At 60.0% G+C, this 16,835-nt stretch carries 15 protein-coding genes; 11 read left to right on the top strand and 4 right to left on the bottom strand.

The window, feature by feature from the left end:
• The first annotated feature begins 4 nt into the window (after positions 1-4).
• From rimM to FPT15_RS20380, 9 genes are all read left to right on the top strand, one after another.
• Positions 5-541: a ribosome maturation factor RimM gene (gene rimM / locus FPT15_RS20420; protein ID WP_003175898.1), complete on the top strand. Its 537-nt coding sequence runs from the start codon at positions 5-7 to the stop codon at positions 539-541.
• Entirely contained in the window at positions 523-1,296 is a 774-nt protein-coding gene (gene trmD, locus FPT15_RS20415) for a tRNA (guanosine(37)-N1)-methyltransferase TrmD (RefSeq protein ID WP_177343966.1), read from the top strand. The genes rimM and trmD overlap by 19 nt, the downstream gene beginning before the upstream one ends.
• Positions 1,297-1,341: 45 nt before the next feature.
• Positions 1,342-1,692 (top strand): 50S ribosomal protein L19, encoded by a 351-nt coding sequence (gene rplS, locus FPT15_RS20410; protein ID WP_003175895.1) that lies wholly within the window; start codon positions 1,342-1,344, stop codon positions 1,690-1,692.
• An 80-nt stretch (positions 1,693-1,772) separates the two neighbouring features.
• Positions 1,773-2,186 carry an acyl-CoA thioesterase gene (locus FPT15_RS20405; RefSeq protein WP_003193963.1) on the top strand — a complete coding sequence of 138 codons (414 nt, stop codon included), beginning with the start codon at positions 1,773-1,775 and terminating at the stop codon, positions 2,184-2,186.
• Between the two features lie 151 nt (positions 2,187-2,337).
• Positions 2,338-3,234, top strand: coding sequence for a site-specific tyrosine recombinase XerD (gene xerD / locus FPT15_RS20400; RefSeq protein ID WP_145164139.1), 897 nt, complete (start codon positions 2,338-2,340; stop codon positions 3,232-3,234).
• Positions 3,235-3,410: 176 nt separating this feature from the next.
• The gene (locus FPT15_RS20395) at positions 3,411-4,148 is read left to right on the top strand and encodes a thioredoxin fold domain-containing protein (protein WP_145164137.1); all 738 of its coding nucleotides are present in this window, start codon (positions 3,411-3,413) and stop codon (positions 4,146-4,148) included.
• A gap of 122 nt (positions 4,149-4,270) precedes the next feature.
• Positions 4,271-5,575 (top strand): homoserine dehydrogenase, encoded by a 1,305-nt coding sequence (locus FPT15_RS20390; protein ID WP_106578313.1) that lies wholly within the window; start codon positions 4,271-4,273, stop codon positions 5,573-5,575.
• Between the two features lie 103 nt (positions 5,576-5,678).
• The gene (thrC, locus tag FPT15_RS20385) at positions 5,679-7,088 is read left to right on the top strand and encodes a threonine synthase (protein ID WP_145164135.1); all 1,410 of its coding nucleotides are present in this window, start codon (positions 5,679-5,681) and stop codon (positions 7,086-7,088) included.
• A 270-nt stretch (positions 7,089-7,358) separates the two neighbouring features.
• Positions 7,359-7,643: a DUF3509 domain-containing protein gene (locus FPT15_RS20380; protein ID WP_106578316.1), complete on the top strand. Its 285-nt coding sequence runs from the start codon at positions 7,359-7,361 to the stop codon at positions 7,641-7,643.
• Between the two features lie 182 nt (positions 7,644-7,825).
• Here FPT15_RS20380 and FPT15_RS20375 read toward each other — a convergent pair whose 3' ends face one another.
• On the bottom strand, positions 7,826-8,710 hold the full coding sequence (locus FPT15_RS20375) for a TIGR02285 family protein (RefSeq protein WP_145164133.1): 885 nt from the start codon (positions 8,708-8,710) through the stop codon (positions 7,826-7,828).
• Positions 8,710-9,909, bottom strand: a complete 1,200-nt coding sequence (locus FPT15_RS20370; RefSeq protein ID WP_145164131.1) for a CaiB/BaiF CoA-transferase family protein — start codon at positions 9,907-9,909, stop codon at positions 8,710-8,712. Before FPT15_RS20370 ends, FPT15_RS20375 begins: the two co-directional genes overlap by 1 nt.
• Positions 9,910-10,058: 149 nt before the next feature.
• Between FPT15_RS20370 and FPT15_RS20365 the strand changes: the two genes are divergently transcribed.
• Both FPT15_RS20365 and recJ read left to right on the top strand, forming a co-directional pair.
• The gene (locus FPT15_RS20365) at positions 10,059-10,601 is read left to right on the top strand and encodes a YaeQ family protein (protein ID WP_003193952.1); all 543 of its coding nucleotides are present in this window, start codon (positions 10,059-10,061) and stop codon (positions 10,599-10,601) included.
• Between the two features lie 173 nt (positions 10,602-10,774).
• Positions 10,775-12,484 (top strand): single-stranded-DNA-specific exonuclease RecJ, encoded by a 1,710-nt coding sequence (recJ, locus tag FPT15_RS20360; protein ID WP_145164129.1) that lies wholly within the window; start codon positions 10,775-10,777, stop codon positions 12,482-12,484.
• 77 nt (positions 12,485-12,561) lie between these two features.
• On the opposite strand, the gene FPT15_RS20355 is transcribed toward recJ, so the two are convergent.
• Together FPT15_RS20355 and mprF are read right to left on the bottom strand one after the other, a co-directional pair.
• A complete protein-coding gene (locus tag FPT15_RS20355) occupies positions 12,562-13,848 on the bottom strand; it encodes a virulence factor family protein (protein WP_106578320.1) in 1,287 nt (428 codons plus the stop codon).
• Positions 13,848-16,490 carry a bifunctional lysylphosphatidylglycerol flippase/synthetase MprF gene (gene mprF, locus FPT15_RS20350; protein WP_145164127.1) on the bottom strand — a complete coding sequence of 881 codons (2,643 nt, stop codon included), beginning with the start codon at positions 16,488-16,490 and terminating at the stop codon, positions 13,848-13,850. Before mprF ends, FPT15_RS20355 begins: the two co-directional genes overlap by 1 nt.
• Positions 16,491-16,835: the final 345 nt, after the last annotated feature.

The raw sequence follows: 16,835 nt of genomic DNA, 5'->3' as shown, positions 1-16,835 counted from the left end.
CAATATGAACGCGACGCCAGCTGTTGCTGATGATTTGATCGTTATCGGCAAGATTTACTCTGTTCATGGCGTTCGCGGCGAAGTGAAGGTGTATTCCTTTACTGATCCGACTGAAAACCTGTTGCAGTACAAAACCTGGACGCTCAAGCGCGAAGGGAGTGTGAAACAGGTCGAGCTGGTCAGTGGACGCGGGAGCGATAAGTTCCTGGTCGCAAAGCTCAAGGGTCTTGATGATCGTGAAGAAGCGCGTCTTCTGGCCGGTTATGAGATCTGCGTGCCGCGCAACCTGTTCCCTGAATTGACCGACGGCGAGTACTACTGGTACCAGCTGGAAGGTCTGAAGGTTATTGATCAACTCGGGCAATTGCTCGGGAAAATCGATCATCTTCTGGAAACCGGCGCCAATGATGTAATGGTGGTCAAGCCTTGCGCTGGCAGCCTGGATGATCGCGAACGCCTGTTGCCGTATACCGAGCAATGCGTGTTGGCCGTCGACCTGGCAGCGGGCGAGATGAAGGTGGAATGGGACGCGGACTTCTAAGCGTGGCTAATTTGCGCATTGAAGTGATCAGTTTGTTTCCCGAGATGTTCTCCGCCATCAGCGAGTACGGCATCACCAGTCGGGCGGTGAAACAGGGGCTGTTGCAGCTCACCTGTTGGAACCCGCGAGACTACACGACAGATCGACACCACACTGTGGATGATCGCCCATTTGGCGGTGGTCCGGGCATGGTGATGAAGATCAAGCCCCTGGAAGACGCGTTGGTTGAGGCCAAGGCCGCCGCCGGGGAGAAGGCGAAGGTAATTTACCTGTCCCCTCAAGGCCGTCAGCTGAAACAGGCTGCGGTACGCGAACTGGCGAATGAGGAAGCACTGATCCTGATTGCCGGTCGCTATGAAGGCATTGACGAGCGGTTTATTGAAGCTCATGTCGATGAAGAGTGGTCGATTGGGGACTATGTCCTGTCTGGCGGCGAGCTGCCGGCGATGGTCCTGATAGATGCGGTTACACGACTGCTGCCTGGAGCTTTAGGGCATGCGGACTCCGCGGAGGAAGATTCCTTCACGGATGGTTTGCTGGATTGCCCGCACTACACCCGACCGGAGGTGTATGCGGATCAGCGTGTTCCCGACGTATTGCTAAGTGGCAATCACGCACACATCCGGCGTTGGCGTTTACAGCAGTCCCTTGGTCGGACCTATGAACGACGCGCCGATCTTCTGGAAAGCCGCTCGCTTTCTGGAGAAGAGAAGAAGCTGCTCGAGGAATACATCCTCGCGCGGGACGATAGTTAACAACGTATCGATGGTAGGTCCATTGACTTACCTTAGGAGCACAGCATGACTAACAAAATCATCCTTGCACTCGAAGCAGAGCAGATGACCAAAGAGATCCCTACCTTTGCCCCAGGCGACACTATTGTCGTTCAGGTGAAAGTGAAGGAAGGCGACCGTTCGCGTCTGCAAGCGTTCGAAGGCGTGGTAATCGCCAAGCGTAACCGTGGTGTGAACAGTGCTTTCACTGTTCGTAAAATCTCCAACGGTGTTGGCGTAGAGCGTACTTTCCAGACCTACAGCCCGCAAATCGACAGCATGGCCGTTAAGCGTCGCGGTGACGTACGTAAAGCCAAGCTGTACTACCTGCGTGACCTGTCCGGTAAAGCAGCTCGCATCAAGGAAAAACTGGCTTAAGTCCAGCTTCCGATGCAGAAAAAAGCAGCCTACGGGCTGCTTTTTTGTGCCTGAAATTTGTCCCTTGCCGGTACTTGCCTATGACCACCCGCCTCGAAGAAATCCAGCGTCGTACCGACCTGTCCGTGACCCACGTGACCAAGGCTGTATTCCCGCCGACTACCAACCACCACAACACCCTGTTCGGCGGCACTGCCTTGGCCTGGATGGACGAAGTATCGTTCATTACCGCCACGCGTTTTTGCCGCTTGCCGCTGGTGACGGTCTCCACCGACCGCATTGATTTCAATCACGCGATTCCGGCCGGTTCTATCGTCGAGCTGATCGGCCGCGTCATCAAGGTGGGCAACACCAGCCTCAAGGTCGAAGTCGAAGTGTTCGTCGAGAGCATGAGTGCCGACGGTCGCGAAAAGGCGATCCAAGGCGTGTTCAGTTTTGTCGCAATCGATGCCGACAAGCGCCCGGTGCCGGTGCTGCCAGGGTTTGTTGACTGATCCTGAACCGAGTCGCGGCCATCGCAGGCAAGCCAGCTCCCACATTCGATCGATGTTGATGATGCTATCAGGCAAAACACAAAACCCATGTGGGAGCTGGCTTGCCTGCGATAGGATCTACCAGACACCCCAGTAATCAGCCTGAGCCTCTATGCCCGCCATTGACCATCCTCTGATCGACCGCTTTCTCGACGCCTTGTGGCTGGAAAAAGGCCTGTCGGACAACACCCGCCAGGCCTATCGCAGTGACCTCGCCCTGTTCAATGGCTGGCTGCAGGAAAAAAACCTCGAACTGATCAATGCCGGTCGCGAGCTGATCCTCGATCACCTGGCCTGGCGCCTTGAACAGAACTACAAGCCGCGTTCCACTGCGCGTTTTCTCTCCGGCGTGCGTGGCTTTTATCGCTACCTGCTGCGGGAAAAGCTCATCGCCGCCGACCCGACGCTGCAAATCGACATGCCGCAACTGGGCCGGCCATTGCCCAAATCCCTGTCGGAAGCCGACGTGGATGCCTTGCTCGCCGCACCCGACCTCAGCGAAGCCATCGGCCAGCGCGACCGCGCCATGCTCGAAGTGCTCTACGCCTGCGGCCTGCGCGTGACCGAGCTGATCAGCCTGACCCTTGAGCAAGTCAACTTGCGCCAGGGCGTGCTGCGGGTGATGGGCAAGGGCAGCAAGGAACGCTTGGTGCCGATGGGTGAGGAGGCAATCGTGTGGGTCGAGCGCTACATGCGTGATGCCCGCATCGAGTTGCTCGGTGGGCGGCCCAGCGATGTGCTGTTTCCCAGCCTGCGCGGCGAGCAGATGACCCGCCAGACCTTCTGGCACCGTATCAAGCACCAGGCCAGGGTGGCCGGGATCGGCAAAGCGCTGTCGCCGCACACGTTGCGCCATGCGTTCGCCACCCACTTGCTCAACCACGGTGCGGACCTGCGTGTGGTGCAAATGCTGCTGGGGCACAGTGACTTATCCACAACCCAGATCTACACGCATGTTGCGCGGGCACGCTTGCAGGATATGCACGCCAAGCACCACCCGCGTGGATGAAATTGCATCCGAAACGGCCCAATTTACCCGCCGCAGTCTGCCCTCCGGCCCAACTGTGGTAGGCTTTGCCGGTTAGCAAAGGGGACGGTCAGACTTTTGTTTGCCTTGTGTGTATGACCCCGTATTTTCAGATCGGTGTTCCACACCCGTCCCTGCATCTGCCTTCAGGAGTTCCCATGCGCTTGACCCAGATTATTGCCGCCGCAGCGATTGCGTTGGTTTCCACTTTTGTTGTCGCCGACGACGCCGCCGAGCAAACGATTCGCAAGAGCCTGGCCAACCTGCAGCTCGACACGCCGATCGAAAGCATCAGCGCCAGCCCGATGGCCGGCCTGTATGAAGTCAAGCTCAAGGGCAGCCGCGTGCTGTACGCCAGTGCCGATGGCCAGTACATCGTTCAGGGCTACCTGTTCCAGTTGAAAGATGGCAAGCCGGTCAACCTGACCGAGAAAGCCGAGCGCCTGGGCGTGTCCAAGCTGATCAACGGCATTCCAGTGGCTGAAACCGTGGTGTACCCGGCCATCGGCGAGACCAAGACCCACATCACCGTGTTCACCGACACCACCTGCCCGTACTGCCACAAGCTGCACGCCGAAGTGCCTGCGCTGAACAAGCTCGGTGTGGAAGTGCGCTACGTAGCGTTCCCGCGCCAGGGCCTGGGCTCGCCGGGTGACGAGCAGTTGCAGGCGGTATGGTGCTCGGCCGACAAGAAAGCCGCGATGGACAAAATGGTCGATGGCAAGGAAATCAAGGCGGCCAAATGCGCCAACCCGGTTTCCAAGCAGTTTGCCTTGGGTCAGTCGATTGGCGTGAACGGTACACCGGCCATCGTTTTGGCTGACGGCCAAGTCATTCCGGGCTACCAGCCGGCGCCACAAGTTGCCAAACTGGCACTGGGTGCGAGTAAGCAGTAATCGTCGAGCCTTTGGCGATCATGCTCCGCCGAACAGTCGGCGGGGCATTAATTGAGAGCCGCAGTTGTGCGGCTGTTTTTCACGGCCGACCTTGAGTCGGCCGTTTCATGGGGAGTTCTTCAGTGAAACCGGTCAAAGTAGGCATCTGTGGGTTAGGGACCGTCGGTGGCGGCACCTTCAACGTACTTCAGCGTAATGCTGAAGAAATTTCCCGCCGTGCAGGGCGTGGGATTGAAGTGGCACAAATTGCCACGCGTACGCCAAAGCCTCAGTTCCAAACGACCGGTATTGCGATTACCAACGATGTCTTCGCCGTGGCAACCAACCCTGAAATCGATATCGTCATCGAGCTGGTTGGCGGCTACACCGTGGCCCGTGATCTGGTGCTGCTGGCCATTGAGAACGGTAAACACGTGGTCACCGCCAACAAGGCGCTGATTGCCGTGCATGGCAACGAGATCTTCGCCAAGGCGCGCGAAAAGGGCGTGATCGTGGCGTTCGAAGCCGCCGTGGCCGGTGGCATCCCGGTGATCAAGGCGATCCGTGAAGGCCTGTCCGCCAACCGCATCAACTGGGTGGCCGGGATCATCAACGGCACCGGTAACTTCATCCTCACCGAAATGCGCGAGAAGGGCCGTACCTTCGAAGACGTGCTGGCCGAAGCCCAAGCCCTGGGTTACGCCGAAGCCGACCCGACCTTCGACGTGGAAGGCATCGACGCCGCGCACAAGCTGACCATCCTGGCGTCCATCGCGTTTGGCGTCCCGCTGCAGTTCGACAAGGCCTACACCGAAGGCATCACCAAGCTGACCACCGCCGACGTGAATTACGCCGAAGCCTTGGGCTACCGCATCAAGCACTTGGGCGTAGCGCGCAGCACCCCGGCCGGTATCGAGCTGCGTGTACACCCGACGCTGATCCCGGCCGATCGCCTGATCGCCAACGTCAACGGCGTGATGAACGCGGTGATGGTTAACGGTGACGCGGCAGGTTCGACCCTGTTCTACGGCGCCGGCGCTGGCATGGAGCCGACCGCTTCGTCGGTGATCGCCGACCTGGTTGACGTGGTTCGCGCCATGACCAGCGACCCGGAGAACCGCGTGCCGCACCTGGCGTTCCAGCCGGATTCGCTGTCGGCCCACCCGATCCTGCCGATCGAAGCCTGCGAAAGCGCCTACTACCTGCGTATCCAGGCCCAGGATCATCCGGGCGTGTTGGCCCAGGTGGCGAGCATCCTGTCGGAGCGCGGCATCAACATCGAGTCGATCATGCAGAAGGAAGTCGAGGAACAAAACGGCCAGGTGCCGATGATCCTGCTGACCCACCGCGTGCTCGAGCAGCACATGAACGATGCCATCCGGGCGCTCGAAGCTCTTCAGGGCGTGGTTGGGCCGGTCGTTCGTATTCGCGTCGAACATCTAAATTAATTCAGCTGCAAGCGCCAAGCTGCAAGCTGCAAGTAAAAGCAGATCCGCCGTTACTTGCAGCTTGTCACTTGAAGCTTGAAGCCCAAACCGAAGGTTTGCCCCTATGCGTTACATCAGCACCCGCGGCCAGGCACCGGCCCTGAATTTCGAAGACGTTTTGCTGGCAGGCCTTGCCACTGACGGCGGCCTGTATGTGCCGGAAAACCTGCCACGCTTCACCCAGGAAGAAATCGCTTCGTGGGCCGGCCTGCCGTACCACGAGCTGGCCTTCCGTGTAATGCGCCCGTTTGTCACCGGCAGCATTCCGGATGCGGACTTCAAGAAGATCCTCGAAGAGACCTACGGCGTGTTTTCCCACAGCGCCATCGCGCCATTGCGTCAGCTCAATGGCAACGAATGGGTACTTGAGCTGTTCCACGGCCCGACCCTGGCGTTCAAGGACTTCGCCCTGCAGCTGCTCGGTCGCCTGCTCGATTACGTGTTGGAAAAACGCGGCGAGCGCGTGGTGATCATTGGCGCGACCTCCGGTGATACCGGTTCGGCGGCCATTGAAGGTTGCAAGCACTGTGAAAACGTCGACATCTTCATCCTGCACCCGCACAAGCGCGTGTCGGAAGTGCAGCGTCGCCAGATGACCACCATTTTTGGTGAGAACATCCACAACATCGCCATCGAAGGCAACTTCGATGACTGCCAGGAAATGGTCAAGAACAGCTTCGCCGACCAGAGCTTCCTCAAGGGCACGCGCCTGGTCGCCGTGAACTCGATCAACTGGGCGCGGATCATGGCCCAGATCGTCTACTACTTCCACGCAGCCCTGCAGTTGGGCGGCCCGGCGCGTTCGGTGTCGTTCTCGGTGCCGACCGGCAACTTCGGCGACATTTTCGCCGGTTACCTGGCGCGCAACATGGGCCTGCCGATCAACCAGTTGATCGTCGCCACCAACCGCAACGACATCCTGCACCGCTTCATGAGCGGCAACCAGTACGTCAAGGAAACCCTGCACGCCACGCTGTCGCCGTCGATGGACATCATGGTGTCGTCGAACTTCGAACGCCTGCTCTTCGACATGCACGGTCGCAATGGCGCCGCCCTGGCCGAGCTGATGAGCAGCTTCAAGAGCGGTGGCGGTTTCAGCGTTGACCAAGAGCGCTGGACCGAAACGCGCAAGCTGTTCGACTCCCTGGCGGTGGACGATGCACAGACCTGCGAAACCATCGCTGAGGTCTACGCCCAGACCGGCGAGCTGCTGGACCCGCACACCGCTATCGGTGTGAAGGCTGCGCGCGAATGCCGTCGCAGTCTGGATATTCCGATGGTCATTCTGGGTACGGCTCACCCGGTCAAGTTCCCGGAAGCGGTGGAGAAGGCGGGCGTAGGCAAAGCGCTGGAATTGCCGGAGCACTTGGCTGACCTGTTCGAACGCGAAGAGCGTTGCACGGTGCTGGCCAATGACTTGAAGACGGTGCAGGCGTTTGTCGGCCAGCACGGGAATCGTGGTAAGCCGTTGTAAGGCGAGCCGCGTAGACACGAACGCCGCTTTCCCTTCGTTGGGGCAGCGGCGTTTTTTGTTTCGGGAACCTCAAAACGGTCAACCATTGCGTAAGCAGTTATGTGCGGCCGTTTTTTGCCTGTCATGTTGCAAGCGCATGCTGGTTCACGTCACTCCCTGACGGCCCCATAAAGACGATAAAGCGAACTTTCCTACGTCATAACCAGTCACTTAGGATAGATGCAGCTCCCGTTGAAACGATTGTTCCCGAACTATTGAGTGGTGATCGAGATGGAAAGTATCAGCCTATTGCTCGAAGAAGCACTGAGCCCTTATCAGGTGACATTGACCACCGCTGGTGTGCAAGACGAGTGCCTGGTGACCGTGAAGAACCCGGCCGGCGCCATCGTTGTGGAGCGTGAAGTCGACCGCGCGCAATTGACCGATAAACGCGTGCTGGTGGATGTGGTGGATTGCCTGCTGCGCGACCTGAAAATCGCCGAAGGGCGTCTGGAACCGTCCGTCATCGCGGCCTTGCGCAGCGCTGCCCAGACCCGCAATGGCGCCCTTGCATGAAGAATTGTTTAACTAGGGAAACTTCCTACAGCATGGCCGGTCAGATTTTGTAACAGCAAGAGCAAACATTGTGCTCCGGTGTTTGTGGCTTGTTGTACTGGTCTTTGTAGGCCACGTTTAACCCCGAAGTGTCTCCCCACTCTTCGGGGTTTCTTTTTGCCTGCGATTTGCCCTGTGATGCCTCAGGGGGTCGGTGAGTCCTGGAAAAAATCAGGGTTGTCACGCAAGTACTGTTCACGCGTGACCGGGTCCAACCACGACGTGTAGGACTGCTGTAACTGCGCCTGTGGGATGTCGCGCAATACTTGGTCAATACGTGCCATGGCCTGGCGGCCTTGAGGCGTGTCCGAGCAACCGATATGCGTACGCTGATAAGGCGCTGAGCCCTTGATGGGATAAAACACCAGGTCTCGTGCGGCGATGCCCTGTTGCGTGGCGTGATAGCGGATTTCCGGCCAGTAGCCCAGCACCGCTTCCAGCCGCCCAAGGCGTTGCATTTGCAGCAGGCTGCCAAGGGCGTCATTGCCGTAATGCAGCGCCAGAATGTGCGGATCGGCGCCTTTTAGCTGTTCATCGATGACGGGGCCGTAACTGCGTTCGGCCGTGGCGCCGATGCGTGCTTTGTGGGCGTCGAGGAAGGCTTGCAGGTCAAATTGTTCATTGACGATAAAGGGCGCCATTGCCGCCTGCTGGCTTCGTCGAATGGCTACGCCGTTGCTCGCCACCGCAAACGCTTGGGCGGAAAACACAATGTACTTCGCGCGTTCCGGCGTCCACAGCAGTAACGGATCGCAGGTCAGGGAGTCAGCGCGCAGCATCTGGATGCCGCGGGCGCGATTGACGTGCATCACGGTGTGCCGGTATTGCGGCAGGCGCTCGCTGAGCACTGGCAGCAATTGATCCAATGCCCCTTGGCCTTTCTGTGGGCCCTCGAAGATGATCAGCGGCGGCAGGTCGCGCAGCAACCAGATTATCGTGTCCTCGGCACGCGCGGCGAGCGGCCATACGCCGAACATCGCGCCGACAAAGCACAGGGGAATGGACCAGCGTTTACACGGGCCGGCCATCAGATCGCGCCGCCCTCGCGCAAGCGGGTAATGGCCGCCGTGTCATAGCCCAATTGGTTAAGCACCTCGCTGTTGTGCTCGCCCAACTGCGGCCCGACCCATTCACAACTGCCGGGCGTGTCCGACAGCTTGGGCACGATCCCCGGCATTTTGAAGTCCTTGCCGCCCGGCAACTGCGCCTTGAGGAACATTTCCCGCGCCAGAAACTGCGGGTCGCCAAGCATGTCTTCGGCGCTGTAGATGCGGCTGGCGGGCACCTCGGCCTGGTTGAGTTGCTCGACCACTTGATCCAGAGGCAGCGAATTGACCCAGCGGTCGATCACGCCATACAGCTCGTCACGGCGGCTGTCGCGTCCATCATTGCTCGCCAAGGTCGGATCGTTGGCCAGGTCTTCACGCCCAATCGCCGACATGAAGCGCTTGAAGATCGCATCGCCATTGGCCCCAATCTGCACATGCTTGCCATCGGCGCTGGTATGGATCGAAGACGGCGTGATGCCGGGCATGATGTTGCCGGTGCGTTCGCGGATAAACCCGAACACATCAAACTCCGGGATCATGCTCTCCATCATCGCGAAGATAGCTTCATACAGCGCCACGTCCACCACCTGGCCAAGCCCGCCGTTGACTTCGCGATGACGCAGCGCCATCAGCGCACCAATCACTGCCCACAAGGCGGCTATCGAATCGCCGATGGAAATCCCGGTGCGTACCGGTGGGCGATCTTCGAAACCGGTGATATAGCGCAAACCGCCCATGGATTCGCCCACTGCGCCGAACCCTGGCTGGTCCTTCATTGGCCCGGTCTGGCCAAAACCTGAAAGCCGTACCATCACCAGCTTCGGGTTCAGGGCATGCAGGGTTTCCCAGCTCAAACCGAGTTTTTCCAGTACCCCGGGGCGAAAGTTTTCGATCAGGATGTCGGCGTCTGCCAGCAACTGTTTGAGAATCGCCAGGCCATCCGGGTGCTTGAGGTTCAACGTCAGCGACTTCTTGTTGCGCGCCTGCACAAACCACCACAGCGACGTGCCCTCATACAGCTTGCGCCATTTACGCAGCGGGTCGCCGCCATCAGGGGATTCGACCTTGATCACCTCGGCCCCGAATTCGGCACAGATACGTGACGCAAAGGGTCCGGCGATCAGGGTGCCCAGTTCGATGACTTTCAGGCCGGCAAGCGGTTTGGCATTAAACGACATGAGGATCCTTAGCAAGCGTGGGGCGGTGGTGTGATGCCTTTTAACATAGGCGAGCGGCCCAGGGATAAGGATGATGCAACGCCGTATTCGTTGATTGACCTCGCCATCGGTTAGACTGGCTGCCTTTCCCTGTCTCTAGAAGCCCGTTCATGGCCCAGCCGTCCACGACCTACAAATTCGAACTCAACCTCACCGACCTTGATCGCTCGGTGTATGAGAGCGTCAAACAGACCATCGCCCGCCATCCATCGGAAACCGAAGAGCGCATGACCGTGCGCCTGCTGGCCTACGCCCTCTGGTACAACGAGCAACTGGCGTTCGGTCGTGGCCTGTCAGATGTAGACGAACCAGCCCTGTGGGAAAAAAGCCTGGATGATCGGGTTCTGCACTGGATCGAAGTCGGCCAGCCTGACGCCGACCGCCTGACCTGGTGTTCACGCCGTACCGAGCGCACCAGTTTGCTGGCCTATGGCAGCTTGCGCGTGTGGGAAGGCAAAGTTGTGCCGGTGGCCAACAACCTGAAGAACGTGCACATCGCTGCCGTGCCGCAGGAAGTCCTCGAGACCCTGGCCAAGGACATGCCGCGCGTGATCAAGTGGGACGTGATGATCAGTGAAGGCACGATTTTTGTGACCGACGATCGCGGCCAGCACGAAGTGCAACTGCAATGGCTGGTCGGCGAGCGCGGTTGAAATTGTGGGAGCTGGCTTGCCTGCGATGCAGACACCTCGGTCTTTCAGCTATACCGAGGTGATGCATTCGCGAGCAAGCCCGCTCCCACAGAAGCCGGTTCCTACAGTTGACCCATGTTGCTTTCAGCATTGTTGTTTAACCGTTGTACTAGAAGAGAAGCTTCCGTCGCCCCATGCGTATCGATCCTCGCCCGTTGCCCGCTGTCCTGCCGTTTCTCGGTGAATTGCCACCGCTGTTGACCCGTCTTTACGCCGCACGCGGGGTGCAGTCCGAAGCTGAGCTGGACAAGAGCCTGGCGCGGTTGATTCCCTACCAGCAGCTCAAGGGCATCGACGCGGCGGTGGACCTGCTGGTGACGGCCTTGGAGCAGCGCCAGCGCATCCTCATCGTCGGTGACTTCGACGCCGATGGCGCCACTGCCAGCACGGTAGGCACCCTGGGCCTGCGTTTGCTCGGCGCGGCCCATGTCGACTACCTGGTGCCCAACCGCTTCGAGTACGGCTATGGCCTGACTCCGGAAATCGTTGCGGTGGCGCTGCAGCGCGAGCCGCAGTTGCTGATCACCGTGGACAACGGCATTTCCAGTGTCGAAGGCGTCGCGGCGGCCAAGGCGGCGGGGTTGAAGGTGTTGGTCACCGACCACCACTTGCCGGGTGATGAGCTGCCGGCGGCAGATGCCATCGTCAATCCGAACCAGCCCGGTTGTGAATTTCCCAGCAAGGCGCTGGCCGGCGTAGGCGTGATCTTTTATGTGCTGATGGCCTTGCGCGCGCGACTGCGCAGCCTGGGTTGGTACGCCAACACGCCTCAGCCGAACATCGGCGAGTTGCTCGACCTGGTGGCCCTGGGCAGTGTCGCCGACGTGGTGCCGCTGGACGCCAACAACCGCATCCTGGTGCATCAGGGCCTGGAGCGTATTCGCGCCGGTCGTGCGCGGCCGGGCATCAAGGCGATTCTTGAAGTCGCCAAGCGCGACCACGCGCGCATCACCTCCACCGACCTTGGTTTTATCCTCGGGCCGCGCTTGAACGCCGCCGGGCGCCTGGACGATATGAGCCTGGGCATCGAATGCCTGCTCACCACCGACTTCGCCGCCGCGCGGGAAATGGCGGCGCAGCTGGACGGTATGAACCAGGACCGCAAATCCATCGAACAGGGCATGCAGCGCGAAGCGCTCGCCCAGCTCAAGGACTTGCCCGTGGAATCGATGCCTTACGGTTTGTGCCTGTTCGACCCGGAATGGCACCAAGGCGTGATCGGCATTCTGGCGTCGCGAATGAAGGAGCGGTATTTCCGCCCGACCATCGCCTTCGCCGATGCCGGTGACGGCCTGCTCAAGGGCTCAGGGCGCTCCGTGCAGGGTTTTCACATCCGTGATGCGCTGGCGGTCGTCGCCAGCCAGCATCCCAACCTGATCACCAAATACGGCGGCCACGCGATGGCGGCCGGTCTGACCTTGCCCGAGGCGAATTTCCCACTGTTTGCCGAAGCCTTTGACGCTGAAGTCCGTCGGCAACTGCGGGAAGAAGACCTGACGGGCCGGCTGCTGTCGGACGGCACCCTGGCGGTGGAAGAGTTTCACCTGGAACTGGCGCGCGCATTGCGGCATGCCGGGCCGTGGGGGCAGCACTTTCCCGAGCCGTTGTTTCACGGTGTGTTTCAGTTGGTCGAGCAACGCGTGGTCGGTGAGCGGCACCTCAAAGTGGTGCTCAAGAGCGAATGCGGGTCGGTGAAGCTGGATGGCATTGCATTTGGTGTGGACCGTGAGGTCTGGCCTAATCCGACAGTGCGTTGGGTCGAGTTGGCCTACAAGCTGGACGTGAACGAGTTTCGTGGGAATGAAACTGTGCAGTTGATGATTGCGCATATCGAACCGCGCTGAATCTAAACAACACTGCAAAAACAAATGTGGGAGGGGGCTTGCCCCCTCCCACATTTTAAGCCATGTAATACCTGGAGTTACTCGGCTTTGTCCTTGGCCTGATGCTTCACGATGATATCCACCAGGCGCTGTGCCAGCGCCGGGTAGTTCTCGTCAAAGTGATGCCCGCCTGGCAGCTTCACGGCTTCGCCAACAGCGGTCTTGTCGGTGCAGCCACTCTCGTCGACTTCTTCGGCGCCGTAGATGCACACCACTTTGTCAGCCGGCAGCTTGGCCATTTCCGGGCCGGTCGCGGCTTCTTTGCCGGCGTTGCCCAACCAACCTTCGACTTCGATCTCAAAGCTGCCGGTACGTGCGAATGCCAGCAGGATGATTGCGTCGACGCGCTGCTGTTCGTTTTCCGGCATGCGGTTGTAGATTGCCGGCAGTACGTCGGCGCCGAATGAATAACCGGTCAGCACGAAGCGCTTGGTGCCCCATTTCTGCCGGTAGTGCTGCATCAATTCGGTGAGGTCCTTGGCGCTTTGCTCGGGCGTTTTGTGCTGCCAGTAGTAGCGCAGGGTGTCGATGCCCACGACCGGGTAACCGATCTTGGCCATTTCACCGGCGACGTCACGGTCCAGGTCACGCCAGCCGCCATCACCGGAGAGGAACAGGGTAACGGTATCCTTGGCTTGGCCGGCCGGTACTTCCACCACGGGAATCGCCAGGCCGCCATTGTCCGAACCCACCAGTTGCTTGCGCAGTTCGTTGTTCAGCACTTGCGGGTAGTGGATGTCGTAGTCGCTGATGCTGGTCGTCGCGCGCGGGGTATCGCGTACGAAACTGGCACTTTCATCGTCAGGGTTGTCGTTCCACGCCACCAGCCAATTGCCATGGGCAGAGGTCTTGGGCAGCGGGTCCTTGCAGCCTTCCTGCACCAGGGCGAAGCCGACGGAGATGGCATTGGCCTTGTCGTCGTTCTGTGTGGCCAACCAGCGCCAGGCGAGTGCTGCGCCAGGGCCGATGCCGCTGACCAGCGTCGCCGGGCCTTTGAGCTGGGCCAGAGCGCTTTGCAGCGCTTGTTCCTGAAGCTTGCAGTCATCCTTTGGCAGGATCACTTGAACGATTTGCGCGGAGCCGCCCTGGCTCAGGGCAATCAGTTGGCTATCGGTCAGGGTTTCATCGGCCATCACGGCCACGGCCACACGGGCTTTTGCTGAGCCGTTAGGCGTCACGCGGGTCATCACCGAACCGTCGGCCTGGGGCAGTTGTTCCAGGGTCGGTTGCGGGGCAGGGCGGTTCCAGTACCAGAAGCCACCCGCCGCGATCAGCGCGAGCAGCACTACAAAGGCCAATACATACCGCCAGGAGCGTCGAATCATCAGCGTTTCACCAATCCAGTCAAGCCGCCCGCAATCAGGGCGGCGGTATCGGCCAGTGCCACCAGCGGATCAAGTCCTGCGGGCACGGCCATATAACGGGGTTCCCAGTCAGGCTGGAACTTGTCTTTAAAGCGGCGCAAACCTTGGAAGTTATACAGTTGCTCGCCACGTCGGAACACCATCGAGCCCAGGCGTTGGGTCAGCGGTGCGCCACGGCGTGGTTGCAGGCCCGACAACGGCACCATGCCCAGGCTGAAGCGGGCGTAGTCGTGGTTCTTATAATGTTGAATCAGGCCAACCATCATGAATTCCATGGTCAGCTTCGGCGCGTCCGGGTGCGCACGCATCAGGTCGAGACTGGCCAGGTCATGGTTGTAAGTCTCGAGCAGGTTGGCGAAGGCCACCGGGCGCCCTTCGAAGCGAATAATCGCAATACGAAAGTGCTTGAGGTAGTCGTCGCTGAAACGGCCCAGGGAAAAGCCCTTTTCCCGCACGTTCTTGCCGGTCAGCCAGGCATCGGAGATGACTTTGAGTTCTTCCATCGGCGCCTGGCCCGGTTCGAAGATCTCCAGGGACAGGCCGTCCCGGGTGCCACGGTTCCAGGTGTAGCGCAGGTCCTTCATCTCTTTGCCCTTGGCTTCCAAGTCAAAGCGTTTCAGGTCGACGCGGGCTTCTTCGCCCAGCTTGATCGCGGTCAGGCCGATGTCCATGTAGTAGGGCAGGTTCTCGGCGCGTACCTGGTAAAACACCGGGCGCGCGTGATGGATGTCGCACAGGTCACGGAACTGCCAGATCATCTCGGCGCGCGGCTGGGTCGGGCCGATCGGGTCATACAAGGCCACCAGGCTGCGCCCGCGGCGGGCGTACATCAGGAAGGCTTCATCGTTGGGGTGGAACAGCAGCGCCTTGTCGCCGGTCAGCGCCAGGCCTCCGTCGGGCTGTGAGGAGGCCATCAGGATCTTGGTGGCGCGTTCCAGTTCGTCCGGGGTTGGCAGATGAATCACCGGGCGTGCGGTGCGCAGCAGCCAGGTCAGCGAGACGATCACCAACAGCACCGCTGCACCCAGCAGCGAGCGCAGGCCGCGTGGGGCGTTGGCGTCCAGGGTGAACTGCCACCACAGCTGGTGGCTGTACGGCACGTCTTGATAGGCAAACAGCAGCAGCCAGATCGAAGCGCCCAACACACAGACGCTGGCCACCAGGTACAGCGGCGAGAACGGCAGCTCGGTCAGGCGGCTGGCGCGGTAGAACGAGCGCCGGAAGATCGCCAGCAGCACGGCGGTCATGATCATCAGGCTGGCTTCTTCCCAATCGAAGCCTTTAAGCAGTGAGAGCAGGGCGCCGGTGAGCAGCAACACCATGGTCAACATCCAGGCGGCCGACAAACGCCGACGCAAGCCCTGGGCGAGCAACAGGCACAGCACGCCGATCAAGCTGGCACCGAAGTGCGAGGCGTCAATCAGGCGGTGGGGAATCAGGAAGCCGATGTTTTCCAGGCGTGAGTCGATTTCCGGCGTTGCGCCGGAAAACAGCAGGACCACGCCGGACAAAAAAACCAGTACGGCCAACACCGGCGCGGCCAGGCCAGAGGCAACCCGCAGGCTTTGCTGCGTCTGGAACAGGCGCTGGGCCTCGTTGACCAGCAGGAACACGCAGGCGATCAGCAGCGGCAGCACCACATAAATCATGCGGTATAGCAGCAGGGCGGCAGCCAATGGCGCGGCGCCAAGCTTGTCGGCGAATGCCGCGAGCAGAATCGCTTCGAACACGCCAACACCGCCTGGCACATGGCTGAGTACGCCGGCGGCCAGGGCCAGCAGGTACACCAGCAGGAAGGGGCCGAACGGCGGCGCTTCCGGCAGCAGCATATAAAGGACGGTGGCGGCAGCGGCAACGTCCAGCGCGGTGATGATCAGTTGCAGAAACGTCAGGCGCCGGCCCGGCAGGCGCAGGGTACGACGTCCCGCCTTGACCAGCAGGTTGTCTGGATAAGGTTGCTCTGGCAGGCGACGGCGATAAATGCCGATGCACAGCGCGGCGGACAGCAGCAGCACTGCACCAGCAATCCCACCGAGCACGCCTTGGGACAGGTGCAGGTAGGTCGATGCCGCCGGCAGGTTACTCAGTGTGGCCAGTGCTGCCAGCGGCGGCAGCGCCGTACCAAGGGCCAGGCTGGCGAACACGGTCATGTGCGCCACTTCCGAAGCCCCGATACCGTGGCGTGCATATAAACGGTAGCGCACAGACCCGCCGGAGAGCATCGACAAGCCAATGGCGTTGCCGATGGCAAAGGCGGTGAAGCCACCCAGCGCCAGGGTCTTGGCCGGCAGTTTTACCCCGGCATAGCGTGCGCCGGAGAATTCATAACCCAGCAGAATGATGAAACCGGCGATGGCCGCCGCGAACGCACCCAGCAGGGCGGGTCTGGGCACTTCCAGGATCGAGTCGTGGAGCGCATACAGGTCCAGTTCCAGCAGTAAGTGTCGGCAGGCGATCAGGGCGATTGCGAACAGCAACAGGGTAACGGCCAGCCCGATCGGCTGACGGTATTTGCTCAACAGATCCAGCCAACGCAAGCGGGTGGGTGTGATCGGTTGTGTCGCTGTGACGGTGTCTTGTGGTTCAGACGAGTTGGCGCGCATCAATCACCTCGTGGATTGTGCGCGACAGGATGGAGGTATCCAGCCAAGTTACCAATCCCTATGGACAAAATAATTACAAATATTAACGCGTATCGCCGGGTGCGGCGACTGCGGCCATTGGTCGTAGAGGGTAATGCTTGAGCATTCAGCATAGCTTGCAATGAGATGGACTCTACAAACCGTGTACGGTTTCATGAAAGATGCCATGCCATTGTTTCAGAAGAACTTTTTCGTCAGATACAAAAAAGGCCACTCTTTCGAGTAGCCTTTTTTGATGTTTGGTTGCGGGAGCCGGATTTGAACCGACGACCTTCGGGTTATGAGCCCGACGAGCTACCAGACTGC

The sequence above is a fragment of the Pseudomonas sp. RGB genome, assembly GCF_007713445.1.
In the GTDB taxonomy this organism is placed as follows: domain Bacteria; phylum Pseudomonadota; class Gammaproteobacteria; order Pseudomonadales; family Pseudomonadaceae; genus Aquipseudomonas.
The sequence above is the reverse complement of the archived record's forward strand: the minus strand, read 5'-3'. Positions and strand labels throughout refer to the sequence as shown.

Bases quoted from the DNA above. Each gene is read 5' to 3' on its own strand.
- rplS (WP_003175895.1), top strand. From the start codon at position 1,342: ATGACTAACAAAATCATCCTTGCACTCGAAGCAGAGCAGATGACCAAA.
- rimM (WP_003175898.1), top strand. From the start codon at position 5: ATGAACGCGACGCCAGCTGTTGCTGATGATTTGATCGTTATCGGCAAG.
- FPT15_RS20380 (WP_106578316.1), top strand. From the start codon at position 7,359: ATGGAAAGTATCAGCCTATTGCTCGAAGAAGCACTGAGCCCTTATCAG.
- FPT15_RS20395 (WP_145164137.1), top strand. From the start codon at position 3,411: ATGCGCTTGACCCAGATTATTGCCGCCGCAGCGATTGCGTTGGTTTCC.
- xerD (WP_145164139.1), top strand. From the start codon at position 2,338: ATGCCCGCCATTGACCATCCTCTGATCGACCGCTTTCTCGACGCCTTG.
- FPT15_RS20375 (WP_145164133.1), bottom strand. From the start codon at position 8,710: ATGGCCGGCCCGTGTAAACGCTGGTCCATTCCCCTGTGCTTTGTCGGC.
- recJ (WP_145164129.1), top strand. From the start codon at position 10,775: ATGCGTATCGATCCTCGCCCGTTGCCCGCTGTCCTGCCGTTTCTCGGT.
- FPT15_RS20355 (WP_106578320.1), bottom strand. From the start codon at position 13,848: ATGATTCGACGCTCCTGGCGGTATGTATTGGCCTTTGTAGTGCTGCTC.
- trmD (WP_177343966.1), top strand. From the start codon at position 523: ATGGGACGCGGACTTCTAAGCGTGGCTAATTTGCGCATTGAAGTGATC.
- thrC (WP_145164135.1), top strand. From the start codon at position 5,679: ATGCGTTACATCAGCACCCGCGGCCAGGCACCGGCCCTGAATTTCGAA.
- mprF (WP_145164127.1), bottom strand. From the start codon at position 16,490: ATGCGCGCCAACTCGTCTGAACCACAAGACACCGTCACAGCGACACAA.
- FPT15_RS20365 (WP_003193952.1), top strand. From the start codon at position 10,059: ATGGCCCAGCCGTCCACGACCTACAAATTCGAACTCAACCTCACCGAC.
- FPT15_RS20405 (WP_003193963.1), top strand. From the start codon at position 1,773: ATGACCACCCGCCTCGAAGAAATCCAGCGTCGTACCGACCTGTCCGTG.
- FPT15_RS20370 (WP_145164131.1), bottom strand. From the start codon at position 9,909: ATGTCGTTTAATGCCAAACCGCTTGCCGGCCTGAAAGTCATCGAACTG.